Here is a 19,835-nt window from a genome sequence, read left to right on the forward strand (position 1 = left end):
CGTTCCCCCCCCACCACGCGGGCGTGGGGGGTCAACCCCCCCCCCCGGTTGGCCGGTGCGGCCCCCCCGCCGCCCGGGGGCCGCCCCCCCCCCGGGGGGGCCCCCCCGGCCGTCGCGGGGTTGTCGGAAGGGGGAGTTGTGGCGTGGAAGAGTGAGGAGTTCGGGGAGTCCCACGAGGGCATCGTCGGGGCGGTCCTCGCCGACGGCAGTGAGCCGAAACCGGTGTATCTGGACGTGGGCAGCGGAAGTTGTGGCTTCGAGACACGTGAGTGGTGGGCCTACAACGGCTGGTTGGGCCGGCCGAAGGCGGCGGCCTGGCGGGCCTCCTGCGCGTGCGGTTGGCGCGGGGACGGTCATTCCATCGACTGGAGCCAGGTGGAGGACCACGACCTGGACGACCTGGACACGTCCGACGCGTACGACGACTGGTGGGAGCACATCCTCGCGGTCGAGCGCCGTACGGTGCCGTTGCCGGAGGAACTCTCCGATCTGATGGAGCAGTTGGAGGAACGCCTCGGCGCGCTCGCGGAGACGGCGCCGGTGGCCGCGCTCAAGGCGGTGGCCATGCTGGAGCGCATGGCGGCCCGGGTCGGCAAGGAGGCCGCGTACGGGGCGCAGGCCGACGACGTGTCGGAGGAGGCCCTCGGCAAGGCGCTCGGGCTGAGCGTGCACAAGGCCCGGTCCCGTCTCGATCGCTACCTTCGCGCCTATTACTGAGCCCTGACGGACATCGGGCGGCGAGCGCCGATTCCGGCATGTCGTGCGAGCTGCTGCGGGATCCCGTGCGCGCCCCAGCAGCGGGCCGACGCGCTGGCCGAGGTTTACATGCCGATCTCCGCCGAGGGTGGCCGGCTGCTCTACAGCCTGGTCCGCGCCACCCGCCCGGCCACCGTCGTCGAGTTCGGTATGTCCTTCGGCATCTCCACCCTGCATCTGGCCGCCGCAGTCCGCGACAACGGCACGGGCCGGGTGATCACCACGGAGTTGAGCAAGGACAAGATCGCGGCAGCCGGGCACGCCTTGGCGGAGGCCGGCCTGGACGATCTGATCACCGTGCTGGCGGGCGACGCCCTCGACACCCTCGCCGACCTCGACGGCGGCGCCGACTGCGTCCTCCTCGACGGCTGGAAGGACCTGTGCCTGCCCGTACTGCGCCTGCTGGAGCCGCGCCTCGCGCCGGGAACCCTCGTGGTGGCCGACGACGTCGACCTCGACAGCCTCCAGCCGTACCTGGACCATGTCCGCGACCCCGTCAACGGCTACCAGAGCGTCACCTTCCCGGTCGAGGACGGCATGGAGATCAGCTGCCGTCTGCGACGCCGCGATGCCGTGGGGCAGAGGGCCCGTGCCAAACTGGACACACCGCTCGCCCCGGCTCCGTAGCCCCCGCACTTCACCGAGGTTGTCCGTGACCAAGCCCCTGGCCCGTGTCCCCCAGCGACGCAACGCGCGCTCCAACCGGGAACGCATCCTGGCCACGGCCCGCCGGGAACTCGGCCGGAACCCGGACATCACCCTGGAGGAACTCGCCCGCGCGTCCGGCGTGGTGCGACGCACCCTGTTCGGACACTTCCCCGGCCGGGAGGCCCTGCTGGAGGCGCTGGCCGAGGAAGCGTCGGAGGCCCTGCGGGGCGCGCTGCCCGCCGACCCGGCGCCGCCGGAATCGGGGACGGAGTCGGCCGACCGGTCGTTCGCGCGCTTCGTGCTGTCGATGTGGACCGTAGGAGACCGCTACCGGCTCCTCCTGGCACTGGCCCGCCGTGACCTGGGACAGGAGCGCGTGACCGAGATCCTGGCACCGGCCCGCCGCGCCGCCACCGCCATCCTGGACCGAGGACAGCGCGACGGCGTCTTCCACACACAACTGCCGCCGGCCGTGCTGAGCGCCGGTCTGGAAGGCATGACGATCGCCCTGCTCGAAGAGGTCAACTCCGGGGAGCTGGAGGACGACGGGACCCACGCGGCGGTCGCCTCGCTCATCGCGGCCGGTGTACCGGAGAAGCAGGCCCGTGTCGTGGTGGACGAGGTCGCACCGGCGGAGGCCGAGAGGTCCGCGCGGGCCGCAGCGGAGGACTGAGCCTCAAACGGCGTTCCCGTACGGCGAGTTGCCCCGCGCCACCTCGCTGCGCACCGAGTCGTTCCGCGGGGCTTCGTCGGACCGGAAGGTGACCGACTCGCCCGACAGCCGGGCGCCGAGGCCGTGTTCGGTCGTGGTGACCGAACGCAGTCGCAGGCCGTGCGGGATGTTCCGCAACTGGATCGGCCGCTCGAAGACCCTGCTGAGCGCCACTCGCCCGACCTCGGGCAGCAGACCGCCCGTGACCTGGAGGTTCTTGAAGGCGATGCGGTTGCCGGACAGCACCGACACGTTCGCCGCCACGGTGACGTCGTCGCCGGGCGGCAGGAGGACGGTCGCGCGGACCTGGTCGGGACGGGCACCCCGGGAGATCTCAAGGCCCAGGGCGTCGGACACGTGCGTGCAGGTCAGCAGGGCCGTCGCGTCCGCCGAGCGGGCCAGGGCCTTCGTGTCGTCGTCGGACCTCCTCACCCCGGCCGGCCGCAGGGAGAGTTCACTCACCGGCAGCGGACCGGTGAGGTCGCTCGCCGGTATGTCGTGCGCGGTGATGTCCACGCGCCGCAGGGTCCCGGAGGCCAGCTGGGTCAGCACGGGGAAGCCTCGCACATGGACCTCCGGTACCGAGGGAGTGTGCATGCCCTCCTGGAACGCCTTGGCCGTACGCGACTCCACCTGGGCCGTCGCGACACGGTCGACGACGACCGGAACGAGGACCAACGCGAGCAGCGCGCCGACGGCTACGGCGACCGGTTGCCGGTTCCGCCGGGGCGGGGGCGAGTCGTAGGGCTCGTCGTGCGGGTATGCGGCGTCGGCATCGAAGTCGCCGAAGTCGCTCTATCCGTACGGGTGTTGCTGCATGGGTCTCTCCTCAACGGGATGACTGGGGCTGCCCGGTGTCGACGCGCAGGTGCTGGACCGTGGCGGTCGCGAGGTCGCTGCTGACGCCCGCGGTGATCAGGGCCGCGGTGGCGGCGGCCGTGCCGTCGTCGGTCCAGAGGCCGGAGTCGACGCTGTCCAGCAGCGCCAGCAGGTGTGCCTCCAGGGCTCTGCCGAGCGGGTACGGCGGTACGACGGTGTGGAACACGCCCTGGTGCCGGCCGCGGGTGAGGATTCCGGCGACCGTGTCACGGGCCGGGCCGAGCAGCCTGCCGACCCGGTCGGGGCCCAGGTCGCGGTGGGCGAGGGTGATGAGCGTGCGGTAGCGGTCGCCGACCGGCCACAGGGTGAGGACGAAGCGGGCCAGAGCGGTCACGGGATCCTGCGTCGGCGCGCGGGCGACGGCCGCGCTCGCCCGCCGTACCGCCTCCCCGGCGTCCGCCACGAGGTCGTCGACGACGGCGGCCCGGCCGGCGAAGTGCCCGTAGATGGTGTGACGCGCCACGCCCGCGGCCTCCGCGATGTCGCCGAGGCTGCTGTCGGGGTCGCGGCCCAGTTCCCGCCGGGCCGCCTCCAGGATGCGGGCGTGGGTGACGTGCGCCTTGATGCTGCTGCGGCTGGTCACCTCGACACCTCCGGGAGGGGCTGATCCGTTGCGGCATAGTTGCACATCGATGGGCAATAAAATAGCCTGCACATCAGTGAGCAATTAATGTCCCCGCTAGGAGCCTCCGATGCCGCTCGTCGTCACCACACCCGTCGACAGGACGGCCGGGCCGTACGCCCGGCGCCGGCCCGCCCTGATCGTGCTCTGTCTGAGCCTGCTGATCGTGGTCATGGCGAACACCTCGCTGATCGTGGCCGCCCCGGACATGACCACGGACCTGGGCCTGAGCAGCAGTGATCTGCAGTGGGTCATCGACGGCTACACCGTCCCGTACGCCGCGCTGATGCTCGTGCTCGGCTCGATCGGCGACAAGTACAGCCGTCGTGGCGCGCTCGTCACCGGCCTGGTGATCTTCGCCGGCGGATCGGTCATGGGCAGCCTGGTGCACGAGACCGGGCTGGTCATCGCGGCCCGCGCGGTCATGGGGGTGGGCGCGGCGGTGGTCATGCCGGCGACGCTGTCCCTGCTGGTCGCGATCTTCCCGAAGCGTGAGCGGGCGCGGGCCATCACGGCCTGGACCGCGACCTCGGGCCTCGCCATCGCCGTCGGCCCGCTGGTCGCGGGCCGGCTCCTGAAGGACCACGCCTGGGGATCCACATTCCTGATCAACGTCCCCATCGCCCTCGTCGCGGTGGTCGGCGCCCTGGTCCTCGTACCGCCGTCCAAGGCCGAGAAGATGGGCCGCATCGACTACGTGGGCGGTCTGCTCTCGATCGTCTCCGTCGGCAGCCTGGTCTACGCGATCATCGAGGGCCCGCACTTCGGCTGGGGCGCGGGTCCGGTCACCGCTGCCGTCGTCGCCGCCGTGGGCTTTCCCGCCTTCGTGGCCTGGGAGCTGCGCCACCCGCACCCCATGCTCGACGTCCGCAAGTTCGCCGAGCGCTCCTTCAGCGGCTCGATGACGGCCGTGCTGTTCTTCTTCTTCGGCACCTTCGGCTCGATCTACTACGCCACGCAGTTCCTGCAGTTCGTCCTCGGCTACGACGCGCTGGAGACCGGCGTACGACTGCTGCCGCTGGCCGGTGCCGTGTTCCTCGGCGCCGCGGTCACCGGGCGGCTGACCCCCAAGCTCGGGAGGAAGCCGATGGTCGTGGCCGGCATGGTGATCGGCACCGTGGGCGTCTTCCTGCTCACCCAGGTCGACAAGGCCTCCACCTACGGCGACTTCCTGCCGACGATGATGCTGCTGGGCTTCGCGATCGGGCTGAGCGTGTCCCCGGCCACGGACACGATCATGAGCTCCTTCCCGGAGAACGAGCTGGGCGTCGGCGGCGGCGCCAACGACACCGCACTCGAACTGGGTGGCTCCCTCGGTATCGCCATCCTCGGCTCGCTGCTGGGCGCCACCTACAAGGACAAGCTGACCGACCTGGTCGGCGGACACCTCCCCGCCGCCGCGCTGGACACCGCCAAGGACTCCGTCGGCGGCGGCCTGGCGGTCGCCCAGCAGATCGCGAAGACGCCCTCCGCCGGACCGCGGCAGGCACAGGCACTGGTCGACGCCGTCCACGAGGCCTTCGCGCACGGTGTCGCGCAGACCAGCCTCGTCGGCGGGATCATCATGGCCGCCGGCACACTGATCGTCCTCGCCGTCCTGCCCGGCCGCCGCTCCACCGAGGAGCCCGAGCCGAAGGCGACCGAGACCAGCCGGGACAAGGAGCACGCCGACTCCGTCTAGAACCCCGCTCCCACGCCTCCCGCGTCGGGGACGCGCCGGACGAACAACCCGTCGTCGTCGGCGAGGCGACCCGGGAGCCCGGCACCCACCAGGACATCAGCATCCGGGGGCACACTCCGGTCGGTCGGACCATCGTGGATAAACTGGTGCGGTTCCGCCTCGGCGCCCGCTCCCTCGTCCGCTCGGAGAACACCGTCCCCGCGTCGAGCGGTGCCGGAATCTCGGACGGTTGAAGCTCACTTCACGAAATCGACGGTCCTGCCTGTGCACGCTCCGGACACCACCGCCACCACACCCGAACCGGCCGACGCGACGCCGCGTCACCCCCGACGCTGGCTGCGGCCGGTGGTGATCACGGTCCTGCTCGCGCTGTTCACCACCGAACTGGTCCTGGGATGGCCGTCGTTGGCGGCGGCGCTGTCGCAGTTGCGCGCACCCCGGCTGAACTGGTTCGCCGTCGCGCTCGTCGCCGAGGTGGCCGCCATGGGCTGCTACGCGCGCATGCAGCGACGGCTGCTGCGCTCGGCCGGGGTGGTCGTGCCGATCCAACGGCATGTCGCCCTGGCCTACGCCGCCCACTCGCTGAGCGTCACCCTGCCCGGCGGTCCTGCCTTCTCCACCCACTTCAACTACCAGCAGATGCGCCGCTTCGGGGCCACACCCGCCGTCGCCTCCTGGTGCATCGCGCTGTCCGGCATGCTCTCGGCGGCGGCCCTGGCCGTCGTCACCGCGATCTCCGCGATCGCCTCCGACGGCAGTCTGCAGTGGCACAGCCTCGTCACCCTCGGCCTGGCCGTGCTGCTGCTCACCGTCGGCATCCGGCGCATCACCCGGCACCCCGAGAAGGTCGAACCGGCCACCCGCGCCGCGCTGGCCCGGGTCAACCGGCTGCGGCACCTTCCCGAGACCCAGGGCCTCGACCGCATCCGGGGCTTCGTCGAGCAACTCCGCACCGCCCGGCTCGAACCCCGGCACGCCGTCGCGGCGGCTGTGTTCGCCGTGCTGAACTGGCTGCTCGACGCGGGGTGTCTGTGGCTGTGCTTCCACGCCATCAGCGACACGCAGATCAGCAGCGCCCAACTGCTGCTCGCCTTCTGCGCGGGCATGGCCGCCGGGACGCTCACGATCATCCCGGGCGGCCTCGGCCTTATCGACAGCGCGCTGATCCTCGGGCTGGTCACGGGCGGTGTCGCGACCAGTACCGCGATCGCGACGGTCGTGCTCTACCGGATCATCAGCTTCGGGTTCATCATCGGCGTCGGCTGGATAACGTGGCTGGTCATCCGCCGCCACAACCGCCGGGAGCCCGCTGTCTAGCGCGGCATACGCTCAGGTCCGCGCGCCGCCGTCGACCCGCAGGACCGTGCCGGTCACGAAGGAGGCGCGGTCGCTGAGCAGCCAGGCCGCCGCCTGGGCGATCTCGTCGGGGTCGGCCGCGCGGCGCAGCGGGGTGTGCGCCGTGAGCCGCTCCTGGAGACCGGGGGAGTCCGCTTCCCAAGTGCGGATCATCTCGGTGAGGGTGTTGCCGGGGGCGATGGCGTTGACGCGGATGCCCTCCGGGCCGTAAGTGACGGCGGCCGACTCCGTGAGGCTGTTGACCGCCCGCTTCATCGCGCCGTAGGCGGGCAGTTCGGGGTTGCCCATGAGGCTGCCGACGGACGAGTTGTTGACGATGGCGCCGGTTCCGGCGGTGGCCCGGATGGCGGCGATCTGGGCGACCATGGCGACCCAGACGCCCTTGAGGTTCACGTCGTAGAGGTGGTCGAAGTCGCTCTCCGGCAACTCGTCCATCGGGCCGGGGCGTTGGATCGCCGCGCCGTTGTTGAAGGCCACGTCGAGGCGGCCGTACAGGTCGACGGTGCGGTCGACGGCCGCGCGCACGCCGGCCGCGTCGGCCAGGTCGCACACGACGTGGTCCGCGGTGCCGCCGGCCTCCCGGATCTCTTCGGTGACCGTCTTCAGCTGGGCTTCCGTGCGGGCCGCGAGCAGCACGACGGCGCCTTCGCGGGCGAACAGCCGTGCCGCCGCCGCGCCGATTCCGCGCCCGGCTCCGGTGACGAACGCGACCTTGCCGGCCAGCAGGCCGAGGGAGGGAGAAGTGGGTGTGTTGTTCATGGCAGCAAGCCTGCGCCGGTCCGCGGGGCTCATCCAGGCACCGGCGGTACCTGGCTGGAGCGGCCGGCTCCCGTACACACTGGGGGTGTGGATCGACGAGAACTGGGCGACTTCCTGCGCAGCAGGCGTGAGCGGATCACCCCCGCCGAGGTGGGGCTGCCGGCGGGACCGCGCCGCCGTACTCCGGGACTGCGCCGCGAGGAGGTGGCGCAGCTGGCGTTCATCTCGACCGAGTACTACACCCGGCTGGAGCAGGCCCGCGGCCCGCACCCGTCGCGCGAGGTACTGGCCGGGCTCGCCCGTGCCCTGCGGCTGGCGGACGCCGAGCGCGACCACCTCCACCACCTGGCGGGCGTTCCGCCGGGGCCGCCGCCCGGGCCCTCGCGGGAGGTGCGGCAGAGCATCCTGGACCTGGTGCACCGGCTGCCGCAGGCCGCCGCGATCGTGGTCTCCGCGACGCACGAGGTGATCGCCTGGAACGACCTGGCCGCCGCCCTCATGGAGGACTTCTCGGCCGTGCCGCGACGCGACCGCAACCTGCTGCGCCGGGTGTTCCTCGGGCCGCACCCGGAGGGGCGACGGCTGTACGGGGTCTCGGACGCGGACGAGTTCGGGCGCCGCGCTGCCCAGGACCTGCGCGCCGCCGCGGCCCGCTACCCCGACGCCCCGGAACTGATCGAGCTGGTGGCCGAACTCCTGGCCGGGAGCGAGGAGTTCACCGAGTTGTGGAACTCCCACGACGTGGCCGCCGCGCCCACCTTCCGCAAGACCTTCCAGCACCCGCTGGTCGGCCCGGTCACCGTCAACTGCGACGTCCTCGACATCACCGACCGGGACCAGCGGGTCGTCATCTACACCACCGTCCCCGGCTCACCGTCCGAGGGCGCCCTGCGGCTGCTGTCGGTCATCGGCACCCAGCGCATGGACATCGCCCCCTGATCAGGGCGCGCTCTCCGCGCGGGCGAGGGGAGGTGCCGTGACGTTCCCACTGTCGCCGTGGCGAACCCGACCGTACACTGACAAGTCGCGGTAACGGGGGAGCAGTTGACCGGGGGGAGCATCATGTCCGAGGACCAGTACGGCTCTGTCCAGGGGTTCGTCGTGCCACCGATGCCGGCGTCCCCACCGCCCGCTCCGCCGGACCGACTGAGATCCGTCGCGGTCGGCCTCCTCAACCTCAGTGGTCTCGGGCTCGGTTACGCTCTGGTGCGCCGCCGGCTGCTGATGGCGCTGTGCTGGGTCGCGACCGTCGTCCTGCTGCTGGTCGCCCTGCCCGCCGACCCGGACGGCGTCTCCGGTGTCCTCGTCACCCTGTACGTCGTGTTCCTCGTGTTCGCCGCCGTCCACGGCGCGTCGGTGGGCCTGCGCACCCGACTCGCCTGGCCCGCGCCGCTGCCTCTCGCGGTCCTGCTGGGCCTGGTGCTGCTCGCCGTACCGGCCGGGGGAGTCGTGCTGTACGACAACGCGCGTGACGAGGCGACCCAGCAGATGCTCCTCGACCGGCTGGAGAAGGCCGACCAACTCGTCGCGGACTCCGGGAGGTTGCCGTTCTCCGCGGCCGAACCCCACTACCGCCAGGCGCTGGTCGCGTACGACGACCTCAGCACCGCGCACTCCGGTTCGCGGGCGGCCGACCGGGTGCCGGACCGGCTGAAGACGTTCTACACGACGGTCGCCGGTGCCTACACGCAGAAGAACTACTGTGACGCGATACCCCCGTTGAAGTATCTGCGGACCGTTCCCGGCACCATCGGCAAGAAGCAGTTGGGCTCGCTGACCACCTGGCCGGACGATCGGCTGGCCACCTCCCTGTACGAGTGCGCGTCGACCGGGCTGGCCGCCCAGGGCCCGGACTGGCCGACAAACTTCGCGGATCTGCTGGCCACGTTCCCGCAGTCGTCCCAGGCGGGTCAGGTCGAACCGGCCGTCAAGTCCGCGGTGAGCAGGGCGGTACAGGGCGTGCGCGGCAGTCAACCGTGCGCGGCGGTCGAGCAGTTGCGGAGTCTCTCCACCCAGATCGGGAGCCTCCAGGGCGGACAGACGGACGTGGCGAGCGCACTCACCGCGGACGCCCAGCGGGCCGGCGGCCAGGCCGACGCCGGTGCCTACCAGTGCGGTGTCTCGCAGTACAGGGACGGCGACTTCGACTCGGCGCTCACCACGATGAACGACTTCGTGAAGAAGAACACGCACGACAAGAACCGCGCCCGGGCCAAGAAGATCGCGATCGCCGCCGAGGTGGCCCAGACAGTCCCCGCCGCGGGCAAGAGGCTGCCGACGACCGCGTCCGGCGGCAGCATCTCCGTCACCGTCAAGAACGACAGCCCGGACGACATCACGGTCCTCTACACCGGACCGGTGACCGGAAGCTTCACGCTCAAGGGCTGCGGAAGCTGCACGACGTACTCCTTCACCACCACCCTGTTGAGGGGGTTCAAGCCGTGCAGCTCCGGCAAGAACTACCCGCAGAAGACGATCAGTCTGCCGACCGGAACCACGTATTTCGTGCACCGCCCCGACAGCTCCAGCGCCACCCCCGCCTCCGACACCGCCAAGCTCAGGTCGGGCTACATCTACACGGAGTGCGCCTACAGCACGACCAGCTTCGGCACCGGCTGAGCCGCCTTGGTCGGCCCGTGGCGGGCAACCGCGACCGGCCGGAACATCCGAGGGCCTCCAGGGTGGGGCGCGTCACCGGATCGCCCCCGGACCGGCGACAATCGGTGCCATGACGGACGGTACGGACGGTAGGGGCGACTCCGAGAGCCGCTTGGCCAGGATCGAGCGGCTGCTGGAGGACAGCGGGCACGATGTGGTGCCCGCGTGGCGGCAGGTGACGCGTGGCGAGACGCGGTGGGCGGTGTCGGCCGTCATCCTGGTGGCGGTCGCACTCCAGCTGATGCTGCCGCACCGGCTCGCCTTTCAGCCGTACTGGCTGCTGCCGGTCCTGGAACTCGCCCTGATGGTCGGTCTGTTCGTCGCCAATCCCCGGCGGATCGAGCCCGGCACGCGGTGGCTGCGCTGGCCGAGTCTCGTCCTGACGGGCGTGATCAGCCTGGCCAACAGCTGGGCGGCGGCCCGGCTGGTGGTGGGCCTGGTCAGGGGCACCGAGGGGCTGGACGCCGGGCCGCTGCTGCTGACCGGCGGGGGCATCTGGCTGACGAACATCATCGTGTTCGCCCTCTGGTACTGGGAGTGGGACCGCGGCGGGCCCCTGGCACGGGTCATGGGCAACCACCAGTACGCCGACTTCCTCTTCGTCCAGATGCAGAGCCCGGAGACCGCGCCACCGGACTGGGAACCGGCGTTCCTGGACTACCTGTACCTGTCCTTCACCAACTCCACCGCCTTCAGTCCGACCGACGTGATGCCGCTCTCCCGCTGGGCCAAGATGCTGATGATGGGCCAGTCCTCGGTCTCCGTGTCGATCGTCGTCCTGGTCGTCGCGCGAGCGGTCAACATCCTTCGCTAGCACGGGAGTTGGGCTGTCGAACAGCTGTCGAAACTGTCGAGTCTGTCAGTCCCGCCGTTCCGCTTGCCGCGCTCCGGTGACCGGCTGAGCATGGGGCGACTCACCCGTCCCCCCACTCGACAGGGAGCCCCTGTGGACTCGCGAGACCTCCGTCGCCGCGCCTTTCTCACCGGTACCGCCGCCACCGTGCTCGCCGTCGGCCTGAACTCCGGTGTCGCGTCGGCCGCCGACCGACGCACCAGCCGGAGCGCCGACGACCCCGTCACCACGGAGTCCGGCCAAGTGACGGGTGCCCAGGGCGGGTTGAAAGGCGTCGTCGTCTACAAGGGCATCCCCTACGCGGACACCACCGCCGGCGACAACCGCTGGCGGGTGCCCCAGCCGGCCCCGTCCTGGGACGGCATCCGAGAGGCGGACAGCTGGGGACCGGCCTGCCCCCAGCCCGTCACGGGCATCCCGAGCGACCAGGTGCCCGAGCTGAGCGAGGACTGCCTCAACCTCAACATCTGGACCGGCGCGGCCACTTCGGGCGAGAGCAGACCGGTCCTCGTCTGGCTTCCGGGCGGCTGGGACAGCGCCGTGTGGGCCGGGCAGGAGATGTACAACGGGGCACTGCTGGCGAACAAGGGCGTCGTGTTCGTGAGCGTCAACCACCGCGTCGGCCCCTTCGCCGACCTCGCTCACCCCGACCTGAGCGCCGAGTCCGGGCACTCCGCCTCCGGCAACTGGGGCGCCCTGGACGTCGTGGCGGCCCTGGAGTGGGTGGCGCGGAACATCGCCGCGTTCGGCGGCGACCCGGACCGGGTGACGCTCGGCGGCTGGCAGAACGGCGCCAACCTCGTCGACATCCTGATGGCCTCGCAGTCGGCCCGCGGCCTGTTCCACCGCGCCCTGCTGCCGTCCGGCACGCGCTACACCAAGGACCCGGCACTCGGCCAACCGCCCTGCAAATATCGTACATTGGCAGCCGCCGAGGCCAACGGCACCGCTTTCGCCGCCTACTTGGGCGCCTCGTCCCTCGCCGATCTGCGGGGGCTGTCCGCCGACGAGATCGTCGCGAAGACCTATGCCGACGACGCGCCGGCCGACGCCACGGACTTCGGAGACGTCCTCGACGGCTATGTCCTGCCGAGTACGTACACCGCGGCCATGGAGTCCGGGGCGGAGCTCGACGTACCGGTCCTCACCGGCAACTGCCGGGACGGGAACAGTGCTTCACCCACACTGGCCGAGTACCAGGCGTACGCCGAGAGCCGGTTCGGGCCGGTCGGGCTGACGGACACCTACCTCGGCCTCTACCCGGCGACCACCGACGCCGAGGCGGTCACGCAGTACAACGCCTACGCGCGGGACGAGGCACGCGTGTCGACCTTCCTGTGGGGCGGCCAGTTCGAGGACACCGCCGGCAACCGCGGCCCGGTCCACACCTACTTCTGGACCCGGGTCCCGCCGGGCCACGACGCCACCAATCCCGTTGTCGGGACCGGCAGTTCGGGTGCCTTCGACGGCGCCGACGTCTACTACCTGCTGGGCTTCCTCTACAACACCGACCGGCCGTGGACGGGGCGCGACTACGACATCGCCGACACCACCGCCTCGTACGTGGCGAACTTCGCGGCCACCGGCAACCCCAACGGCGGCAGCCTGACCACCTGGCCCGCTCTGGACACCGGCACCCCGCAGACGATGGAACTCGGCGACCGTTTCGCCACGCTCCCGGCGGCGGACAGCGACGCCAAGTACGCCTTCCTCAAGGCCTACTTGACGTCGCAACCCACCTCCTATTGATCCCGCCGGATCAGCAGGCGCCCTCGTCCTGCCAGGGGCCCCACTGGGAGGCACCGGGCACCTCGTTCTGGGTCCACCACTTGGCCACCCAGTTGTGGTTGCCGTACGACACCTCGTTGCCCTGCGTGTAGACGGCCGTGGAACTCCACGCCGTCTTGCACGTCGTGGGCGTGGGAGTGGGGGTCGGTGTGGGCGTCGAGGTCGGCGGGGTGACGCCCGCGAACTGCACCGAGTACTTCGCGAAGTCCCACGCGTTCTGCGCGACGCTTGAGCAAGTCCCGGACGTGGTACCGCCGTTGTCGACCGGGCTGCACTGCCGGTCGCGGTTGAGGGACCAGAACGTGAAGCGGTCCATGTTGTGGCCGGTGGCGTAGTTCAGGACCGTCTGGAAGTCGGCCTGGGTGAAGTACTCGCCGGTGTCGCTGCGCCCGTTCATCCCCGAGAAGCCCTCGTGGGCGTACGCGGTCGCCTGGTCCCAGCCGAACGTGGACTGGAGGAGGGAGTTGAAGTTGGTGAGTGCGCTGGTCTGCGAGGCGGCGCCGCTGAAGCCGCCGTCGAACGGCATGATGGAGAAGTTGTTCGGCGTGAACGCCTGCGACTTGGCCTCCAGCAGCATCTGCTTGCCGAACCAGCCGGTGCCGTCCGCCGTACCGGCGGTCGTCACCGAGACGTAGAGGCCCGCGTTGTTCTGCTGGAGGATCTTGGCCGCGCCGATCTCGTTGTGGACGGCCGCGGTGTTCTCGTACTCCGGCTCCTCCAGGTCGAAGTCGATCGCGTGCAGGCCGTACTTGGTGATGACCTGCTGGTACGCCGCCGCGGTCGACGCCGGGTCGGCGCAGACCTGGCCGAGCTTGGTGCCGCCGTAGCCGCCGATGGAGACGGAGACGTCGCCGCCCTTGGCGCGGATGGTGTTGATGACCGACTGGACGGCGGTGTCCGAGGAGACCGGTGAGGTGCCGCCCCAAGTGGGGGTGCAGCCACCGCCGTTGGGGGCGAGGACGAAGGCGAGCTGGAAGGCCTTGAGGCCGGTGGCGTCCATGATGGTGCCCGCGTCCGGCGGGTTGTTGTCCGTCGGCATCAGATAGGGGGCCGCGGCGTACCAGCGGTTGCTCAGCGCGGTGGCGGCGCTGGTCGCGCCCTGGGCGCTGGTGGCGACCAGCGCGGTCGTGCCCGCGGCGGCGAGCGTCACGGTGGCTGCCGCGCCGAGACATGCGCGAAGACGTGTCACGTTGTGCCTCCGGTGGGAGTGGGGGAGGCTCCCAGCTTCTGGCGGTGTCGCGACCACGTCAATGGATTGGACTGGACCAAGGCTCACTTTGGACTAGACCATACGATTTCTTTACCGTCGGCCCTGTGGAGCGCGTCGCGCGACACGTTTGCGACTAGTGTCCCGGCTCACATGGCGTTATAGGGGTGACGCCGACACCATGGTGCACGTCACCGGCAGGCTGAAGGGATCGGGAATGTTCCGCAAGGTGCTGGTCGCCAACCGTGGAGAGATCGCGATTAGGGCGTTCCGCGCCGGCTATGAGCTGGGCGCGCGAACGGTCGCGGTCTTCCCGCACGAGGACCGCAATTCGCTGCACCGGCTCAAGGCCGACGAGGCCTACGAGATCGGTCAGCCCGGGCATCCGGTCCGCGCCTACCTCTCGGTCGAGGAGATCGTCCGGGCCGCCCAGCGCGCGGGAGCGGACGCGGTGTACCCGGGCTACGGGTTCCTCTCCGAGAACCCCGAACTCGCCCGCGCCTGCGAGGAGGCGGGCATCACCTTCGTCGGTCCCAGCGCCCACATCCTGGAGATGACCGGCAACAAGGCCACGGCGATCGCCGCCGCCCGCGCGGCCGGCGTACCGGTGCTCGGCTCCTCGGCGCCCTCCACGGACGTCGACGAACTGGTGCGCGCCGCCGAGGAGATCGGCTTCCCGGTGTTCGTGAAGGCGGTCGCCGGCGGCGGCGGGCGCGGTATGCGCCGCGTCGAGGACCCCGCGACCCTGCGCGAGTCCATCGAGGCTGCCGCCCGCGAGGCGATGTCCGCGTTCGGTGACGCCACGGTGTTCCTGGAGAAGGCCGTCGTCGACCCCCGGCACATCGAGGTACAGATCCTCGCCGACGGCGAGGGCAACGTCATCCACCTCTTCGAACGCGACTGTTCACTGCAACGCCGGCACCAGAAGGTCGTCGAGCTGGCCCCCGCGCCCAACCTCGACCCCGAACTGCGCGACCGGATCTGCGCCGACGCCGTCCGCTTCGCCCGCGAGATCGGCTACCGCAACGCGGGCACCGTCGAGTTCCTCCTCGACCCGCACGGCAACCACGTCTTCATCGAGATGAACCCGCGCATCCAGGTCGAGCACACGGTGACCGAGGAGGTGACCGATGTCGACCTCGTCCAGGCACAGTTGCGGATCGCCTCCGGGGAGACCCTCGCCGACCTCGGTCTCTCCCAGGAGACGGTCACCCTGCACGGCGCGGCCCTCCAGTGCCGTATCACCACCGAGGACCCCGCCAACGGCTTCCGCCCGGACACCGGCCGCATCAGCGCCTACCGTTCGCCCGGCGGCTCAGGCATCCGGCTCGACGGCGGAACCACCCACGCCGGTACGGAGATCAGCGCGCACTTCGACTCGATGCTGGTCAAACTCACCTGCCGGGGCCGGGACTTCACCACCGCCGTCAACCGCGCGCGGCGAGCCGTCGCGGAGTTCCGTATCCGCGGTGTGGCCACCAACATCCCGTTCCTCCAGGCGGTGTTGGACGACCCGGACTTCCAGGCGGGACGCATCACCACGTCGTTCATCGAGCAGCGCCCGCACCTGCTGACGGCCCGTCACTCCGCCGACCGCGGCACCAAGTTGCTCACCTACCTCGCCGACGTCACGGTCAACAAGCCGCACGGCGAACGCCCCGACCTGATCGACCCCACCACCAAGCTGCCGCCGATCCCGGCCGGCGAACCCCCGGCCGGTTCACGGCAGTTGCTCGCCGAACTCGGCCCCGAGGGCTTCGCCCGCCATCTGCGCGAATCACCCACGATCGGCGTCACCGACACCACCTTCCGCGACGCCCACCAGTCGCTCCTCGCCACCCGCGTCCGCACCAAGGACCTCCTCGCGGTCGCCCCGGTCGTGGCCCACACCGTGCCCCAACTGCTCTCCCTGGAGTGCTGGGGCGGCGCCACCTACGACGTCGCGCTCCGCTTCCTCGCCGAGGACCCCTGGGACCGTCTCGCCGCCCTGCGCGAGGCCGTCCCCAACATCTGCCTCCAGATGCTGCTGCGAGGGCGCAACACCGTGGGCTACACGCCGTATCCGACCCAGGTGACCGACGCCTTCGTCCAGGAGGCCGCCGCCACCGGCATCGACATCTTCCGCATCTTCGACGCGCTGAACGACGTAGGACAGATGCGCCCGGCCATCGACGCCGTACGCGCGACCGGAACGTCGATCGCCGAGGTCGCCCTCTGCTACACCTCGGACCTGTCCGACCCGGGCGAGCGCCTCTACACGCTCGATTACTATCTCCGCCTGGCCGAGCAGATCGTCGAGGCGGGCGCCCACGTCCTCGCGGTGAAGGACATGGCGGGTCTGCTGCGCGCACCCGCCGCCGCGACGCTCGTGTCCGCGCTGCGCCGGGAGTTCGGCCTGCCGGTGCACCTCCACACCCACGACACGGCGGGCGGTCAGCTCGCCACCTACCTCGCCGCGATCCAGGCCGGCGCGGACGCCGTCGACGGCGCGGTGGCCTCCATGGCGGGCACGACCTCGCAGCCGTCCCTGTCGGCGATCGTCGCCGCGACCGACTACACGGACCGCCCCACCGGCCTCGACCTCCAGGCCGTCGGCGACCTGGAGCCGTACTGGGAGAGCGTCCGCAAGATCTACGCCCCCTTCGAGGCGGGCCTCGCCTCGCCGACCGGCCGCGTCTACCACCACGAGATCCCCGGCGGCCAGCTCTCCAACCTGCGCACCCAGGCCATCGCGCTCGGTCTCGGCGACCGCTTCGAGGACATCGAGGCGATGTACGCCGCCGCCGACCGCATCCTCGGCCACCTGGTGAAGGTCACCCCGTCGTCGAAGGTCGTCGGCGACCTCGCCCTGCACCTGGTCGGCGCCGGTGTCAGCCCCGCCGACTTCGAGTCGTCCCCCGACCGCTACGACATCCCCGACTCCGTGATCGGCTTCCTGCGCGGCGAGTTGGGCACCCCGCCCGGCGGCTGGCCCGAACCGTTCCGCACCAAGGCACTCCAGGGCCGCGCCGCCCCCAAGCCCGTACAGGAACTCACCCCCGAGGACCGCACGGCCCTCGACAAGGACCGCCGCGCCACCCTCAACCGCCTGCTCTTCCCCGGCCCGACCCGCGAGTACGAGACCCACCGCCAGACCTACGGCGACACCAGCCTCCTGGACAGCAAGGACTTCTTCTACGGCATCCGCCCCGGCAAGGAGTACACGGTCGACCTGGAACCCGGCGTCCGTCTCCTCATCGAGCTGGAGGCCGTCGGCGAGGCCGACGAACGCGGGATGCGTACCGTGCTGTCCGCCCTGAACGGCCAACTCCGCCCGGTCCAGGTGCGCGACGCGGCAGCAGCCTCCGACATCCCCGTCACCGAGAAGGCCGACCGGACCAACTCCGGCCATGTGGCCGCCCCGTTCGCGGGCGTGGTCACCCTCGCGGTCGAGGAGGGCGACGAGGTGGAGGCCGGAGTCACCGTCGCCACCATCGAGGCCATGAAGATGGAGGCGGCGATCACCGCGCCCAAGGCCGGCCGGGTGGCGCGCCTCGCCATCAACCGCATCCAGCAGGTGGAGGGCGGCGACCTGCTCGTCGAGCTGAGGTAGCCGGGACGGCGACAGGCCGCGTCACCGGTGACCGGATCCGTCCGGTACCGGACCCGATGCGGCCTGTCGCCACCCCGCCCGCACGGCGCAGTCTGGGGACATGACCCGAGCACTGATCGTCATCGATGTCCAGGAATCCTTCCGCGCCCGCCCGCTGTGGGAGACCATCTCCGACCCGAAGATCGCCGAGCAGGCCGACCGCCTGGTGCAGCTCGCCCGCCTGGCCGGCGACCTGGTCGTGTGGGTGCTCCACTCCGAGCCCGGCAGCGGCGACGTCTTCGACCCGGCCCTCGGCCACGTCCGGCTGATGGACGAGTTGGAGCGCGCGGAGGGCGAGCCGCTGCTCCACAAGACCTCGCACAACGCCTTCACCACCACCAACCTGCAACAACTCCTCACCGAACACGGCGTGCGCGAGCTCACCATCTGCGGCATCCGCACCGAACAGTGCGTCGAGACCACCACCCGGGTCGCGAGCGACTTCGGCTACCAGGTCACCTTCGTCACCGACGCGACCGCGACGAACCCCATCCCGCACCGCGACGCCCCCGCCGACCAGACCGTCGCCGAACTCCTGGCCGACCCCCGCACCCTCCCCGCTGACGAGATCATCAGGCGCACCGAGTACGCTCTCTCCGGCCGCTTCGCCACCATCGCGACGGTCGACGAACTGGAAGCCGCCGCCGCACATCGGGCATGATGACCGGATCGTGAGCCACGTCGTCTTCTTCCTGGTACCCGGAGTCCACCTGCTGGACCTGGCCGGCCCCGCGCAGGTCTTCTCCACGGCGGCCGACTTCGGGCACCCCTACACGCTCTCCTACGTCGCCGAGCAGCCCCAGGTCACCAGCGCCCAGGGGCTGCCGCTGGCGGCCGTTCCCGACTGGCCCGCGCTCGGCCCCGAGGACCTGATCGTGGTGCCCGGCTGGCGTGCGCCCCGGCTCGCCCACGGACCCGTCGTCGGCGCTACGGCGTTGCAGGCACTCCGGGACCACCACGCGCGCGGAGGAACGGTGGCCAGCGTCTGCGCCGGAGCCGACGCACTCGGCCGGGCCGGACTCCTCGACGGCCGCCACTGCACCACCCACCACGACGTCCAGGACGAACTCGCCCTGCGCCACCCGAAAGCGACGGTCGTCAGAGACGTCCTGTTCACCACCGACGACCGGGTCATCACCTCGGCCGGCATCGCCAGCGGCATCGACCTCGCCCTGCACATCGTCGCCACCCGGCACGGCCCCGCCGTGGCCGCCCAGATCGCCCGGGACATGGTCGTCTACGCCCGCCGCAACGGACACGAACCGCAGTCCAGCGCGATGCTCCGGCACCGCTCCCACCTGGACGACACGGTGCACCGCGCCCAGGACCTCATCGACACCCGCTTCGACGAAGCCCTGCCCCTGCCCGTGCTCGCCTCGGCCGTCGGCGTCAGCGAACGCACCCTCACCCGCCTCTTCACCCGGGCCACCGGACTCACCCCACTGCGCTACCAGCAGACCCTGCGCCTCGAACGCGCCGAGCACCTCATCAGCCACGGCGCGACGATCGACACCGCCGCCCGGACGGTCGGCTTCGAGGACCCCCGTATGCTGCGCCGACTGCGCGCCCGCACCCAGTAAATGAAGGGCGACTCGACGGAGACGCTGTTAGGTTGCCGGATCGACGACCGACGGCTCGCCTCAGGAGTGCCCAGTGATCCCACCCCGTCTGGCACCGCTGCTCGACCAGTTCGACTTCGCGTGCGAGCGCCTCTCGAGCCGGATGACCGGGCCCGTCATGGACAGCGGCGACGGCACGGACACCCGGGTGGGGCCCATGACCGACGCGGAGTACTTCTGGGAGCCGGTGCCGGACTGCTGGTCGGTGCGACGGCGCGCGGACGGGCCGGGATCGCGGGCAACCCACCTGGCGGGACAGGGCGATTGGGGACGCGACGCGGCACCGTACCCGCATCCCTGGCCCCCGCCCTTCACCACCGTCGCGTGGCGCCTGAGCCATCTCACCGAGATGCTGACCCTCCGCGCCGACCACACGGCCGGCGACCGCACGCTGACCCGCGACGACCACCCCGTCGTCGGCGACGCCGTTGGCGCGGTCGATGCCTTCGACGCCGCTGCCGGCGCCTGGCGGAAGGCACTGCTGAGCGTCGACGACGCCGCGCTCGACACCGTGGGGTACTGCACGTATCCGCACGGCAGCGACGCGGAGGAACCGTTCATCGACATCGTGTGGTGGGTCAACCAGGAAGTACTGCACCACGGGGCCGAGATCGCCGTGCTGCGGGACCTCCACCGGCAGGGCGGTACGTGAAAGGTGAAGTGGTC

At 71.0% G+C, this 19,835-nt stretch carries 17 protein-coding genes; 13 read left to right on the forward strand and 4 right to left on the reverse strand.

Annotated features, from left to right (window positions below; all coding sequences use genetic code 11):
• The first annotated feature begins 138 nt into the window (after positions 1–138).
• The 3 genes from ACIQBL_RS28830 to ACIQBL_RS28840 all read left to right on the forward strand — a co-directional run bounded on the left by ACIQBL_RS28830 (position 139) and on the right by ACIQBL_RS28840 (position 2,077).
• Positions 139–717 (forward strand): hypothetical protein, encoded by a 579-nt coding sequence (locus ACIQBL_RS28830; RefSeq protein ID WP_401946176.1) that lies wholly within the window; start codon positions 139–141, stop codon positions 715–717.
• Between the two features lie 108 nt (positions 718–825).
• Positions 826–1,383, forward strand: a complete 558-nt coding sequence (locus tag ACIQBL_RS28835) for an O-methyltransferase (RefSeq protein WP_401946177.1) — start codon at positions 826–828, stop codon at positions 1,381–1,383.
• A 25-nt stretch (positions 1,384–1,408) separates the two neighbouring features.
• The gene (locus ACIQBL_RS28840) at positions 1,409–2,077 is read left to right on the forward strand and encodes a TetR family transcriptional regulator (protein ID WP_401946179.1); all 669 of its coding nucleotides are present in this window, start codon (positions 1,409–1,411) and stop codon (positions 2,075–2,077) included.
• Positions 2,078–2,080: 3 nt separating this feature from the next.
• On the opposite strand, the gene ACIQBL_RS28845 is transcribed toward ACIQBL_RS28840, so the two are convergent.
• Positions 2,081–2,794: a DUF2993 domain-containing protein gene (locus ACIQBL_RS28845; protein ID WP_401946180.1), complete on the reverse strand. Its 714-nt coding sequence runs from the start codon at positions 2,792–2,794 to the stop codon at positions 2,081–2,083.
• A gap of 151 nt (positions 2,795–2,945) precedes the next feature.
• Positions 2,946–3,578 (reverse strand): TetR/AcrR family transcriptional regulator, encoded by a 633-nt coding sequence (locus tag ACIQBL_RS28850; RefSeq protein WP_401946182.1) that lies wholly within the window; start codon positions 3,576–3,578, stop codon positions 2,946–2,948.
• A gap of 109 nt (positions 3,579–3,687) precedes the next feature.
• Here ACIQBL_RS28850 and ACIQBL_RS28855 point away from each other — a divergent pair, with 109 nt between their 5' ends.
• Together ACIQBL_RS28855 and ACIQBL_RS28860 are read left to right on the forward strand one after the other, a co-directional pair.
• Positions 3,688–5,298: an MFS transporter gene (locus ACIQBL_RS28855; protein WP_401946184.1), complete on the forward strand. Its 1,611-nt coding sequence runs from the start codon at positions 3,688–3,690 to the stop codon at positions 5,296–5,298.
• Positions 5,299–5,562: 264 nt separating this feature from the next.
• A complete protein-coding gene (locus ACIQBL_RS28860; RefSeq protein WP_401946186.1) occupies positions 5,563–6,615 on the forward strand; it encodes a YbhN family protein in 1,053 nt (350 codons plus the stop codon).
• A gap of 12 nt (positions 6,616–6,627) precedes the next feature.
• On the opposite strand, the gene ACIQBL_RS28865 is transcribed toward ACIQBL_RS28860, so the two are convergent.
• The gene (locus ACIQBL_RS28865) at positions 6,628–7,413 is read right to left on the reverse strand and encodes an SDR family NAD(P)-dependent oxidoreductase (protein ID WP_401946188.1); all 786 of its coding nucleotides are present in this window, start codon (positions 7,411–7,413) and stop codon (positions 6,628–6,630) included.
• 87 nt (positions 7,414–7,500) lie between these two features.
• Here ACIQBL_RS28865 and ACIQBL_RS28870 point away from each other — a divergent pair, with 87 nt between their 5' ends.
• From ACIQBL_RS28870 to ACIQBL_RS28885, 4 genes are all read left to right on the forward strand, one after another.
• Positions 7,501–8,352, forward strand: a complete 852-nt coding sequence (locus tag ACIQBL_RS28870) for a helix-turn-helix transcriptional regulator (RefSeq protein ID WP_401946189.1) — start codon at positions 7,501–7,503, stop codon at positions 8,350–8,352.
• Between the two features lie 123 nt (positions 8,353–8,475).
• Positions 8,476–10,032, forward strand: coding sequence for a hypothetical protein (locus tag ACIQBL_RS28875; protein WP_401946191.1), 1,557 nt, complete (start codon positions 8,476–8,478; stop codon positions 10,030–10,032).
• 109 nt (positions 10,033–10,141) lie between these two features.
• Positions 10,142–10,885: a hypothetical protein gene (locus ACIQBL_RS28880; RefSeq protein WP_401946193.1), complete on the forward strand. Its 744-nt coding sequence runs from the start codon at positions 10,142–10,144 to the stop codon at positions 10,883–10,885.
• A gap of 132 nt (positions 10,886–11,017) precedes the next feature.
• The gene (locus ACIQBL_RS28885) at positions 11,018–12,673 is read left to right on the forward strand and encodes a carboxylesterase/lipase family protein (protein ID WP_401946194.1); all 1,656 of its coding nucleotides are present in this window, start codon (positions 11,018–11,020) and stop codon (positions 12,671–12,673) included.
• A 10-nt stretch (positions 12,674–12,683) separates the two neighbouring features.
• Here the strand turns inward: ACIQBL_RS28885 and ACIQBL_RS28890 are convergent, their stop codons facing one another.
• Positions 12,684–13,901, reverse strand: coding sequence for a carbohydrate-binding protein (locus ACIQBL_RS28890; RefSeq protein ID WP_401946196.1), 1,218 nt, complete (start codon positions 13,899–13,901; stop codon positions 12,684–12,686).
• 235 nt (positions 13,902–14,136) lie between these two features.
• Here ACIQBL_RS28890 and ACIQBL_RS28895 point away from each other — a divergent pair, with 235 nt between their 5' ends.
• From ACIQBL_RS28895 to ACIQBL_RS28910, 4 genes are all read left to right on the forward strand, one after another.
• Positions 14,137–17,511, forward strand: a complete 3,375-nt coding sequence (locus ACIQBL_RS28895) for a pyruvate carboxylase (RefSeq protein ID WP_401946876.1) — start codon at positions 14,137–14,139, stop codon at positions 17,509–17,511.
• 100 nt (positions 17,512–17,611) lie between these two features.
• Positions 17,612–18,211, forward strand: coding sequence for a cysteine hydrolase family protein (locus ACIQBL_RS28900; protein ID WP_401946197.1), 600 nt, complete (start codon positions 17,612–17,614; stop codon positions 18,209–18,211).
• A 10-nt stretch (positions 18,212–18,221) separates the two neighbouring features.
• Positions 18,222–19,130, forward strand: a complete 909-nt coding sequence (locus ACIQBL_RS28905) for a GlxA family transcriptional regulator (RefSeq protein ID WP_401946198.1) — start codon at positions 18,222–18,224, stop codon at positions 19,128–19,130.
• A gap of 73 nt (positions 19,131–19,203) precedes the next feature.
• Positions 19,204–19,821: a DinB family protein gene (locus tag ACIQBL_RS28910; protein ID WP_401946200.1), complete on the forward strand. Its 618-nt coding sequence runs from the start codon at positions 19,204–19,206 to the stop codon at positions 19,819–19,821.
• The last annotated feature ends 14 nt before the right edge of the window (positions 19,822–19,835 follow it).

It is taken from the genome of Streptomyces sp. NPDC088350 (assembly GCF_044753545.1).
In the GTDB taxonomy this organism is placed as follows: Bacteria; Actinomycetota; Actinomycetes; order Streptomycetales; family Streptomycetaceae; genus Streptomyces.

Bases quoted from the DNA above. Each gene is read 5' to 3' on its own strand.
- ACIQBL_RS28835 (WP_401946177.1), top strand. From the start codon at position 826: ATGCCGATCTCCGCCGAGGGTGGCCGGCTGCTCTACAGCCTGGTCCGC.
- ACIQBL_RS28855 (WP_401946184.1), top strand. From the start codon at position 3,688: ATGCCGCTCGTCGTCACCACACCCGTCGACAGGACGGCCGGGCCGTAC.
- ACIQBL_RS28865 (WP_401946188.1), bottom strand. From the start codon at position 7,413: ATGAACAACACACCCACTTCTCCCTCCCTCGGCCTGCTGGCCGGCAAG.
- ACIQBL_RS28875 (WP_401946191.1), top strand. From the start codon at position 8,476: ATGTCCGAGGACCAGTACGGCTCTGTCCAGGGGTTCGTCGTGCCACCG.
- ACIQBL_RS28880 (WP_401946193.1), top strand. From the start codon at position 10,142: ATGACGGACGGTACGGACGGTAGGGGCGACTCCGAGAGCCGCTTGGCC.
- ACIQBL_RS28895 (WP_401946876.1), top strand. From the start codon at position 14,137: ATGTTCCGCAAGGTGCTGGTCGCCAACCGTGGAGAGATCGCGATTAGG.
- ACIQBL_RS28900 (WP_401946197.1), top strand. From the start codon at position 17,612: ATGACCCGAGCACTGATCGTCATCGATGTCCAGGAATCCTTCCGCGCC.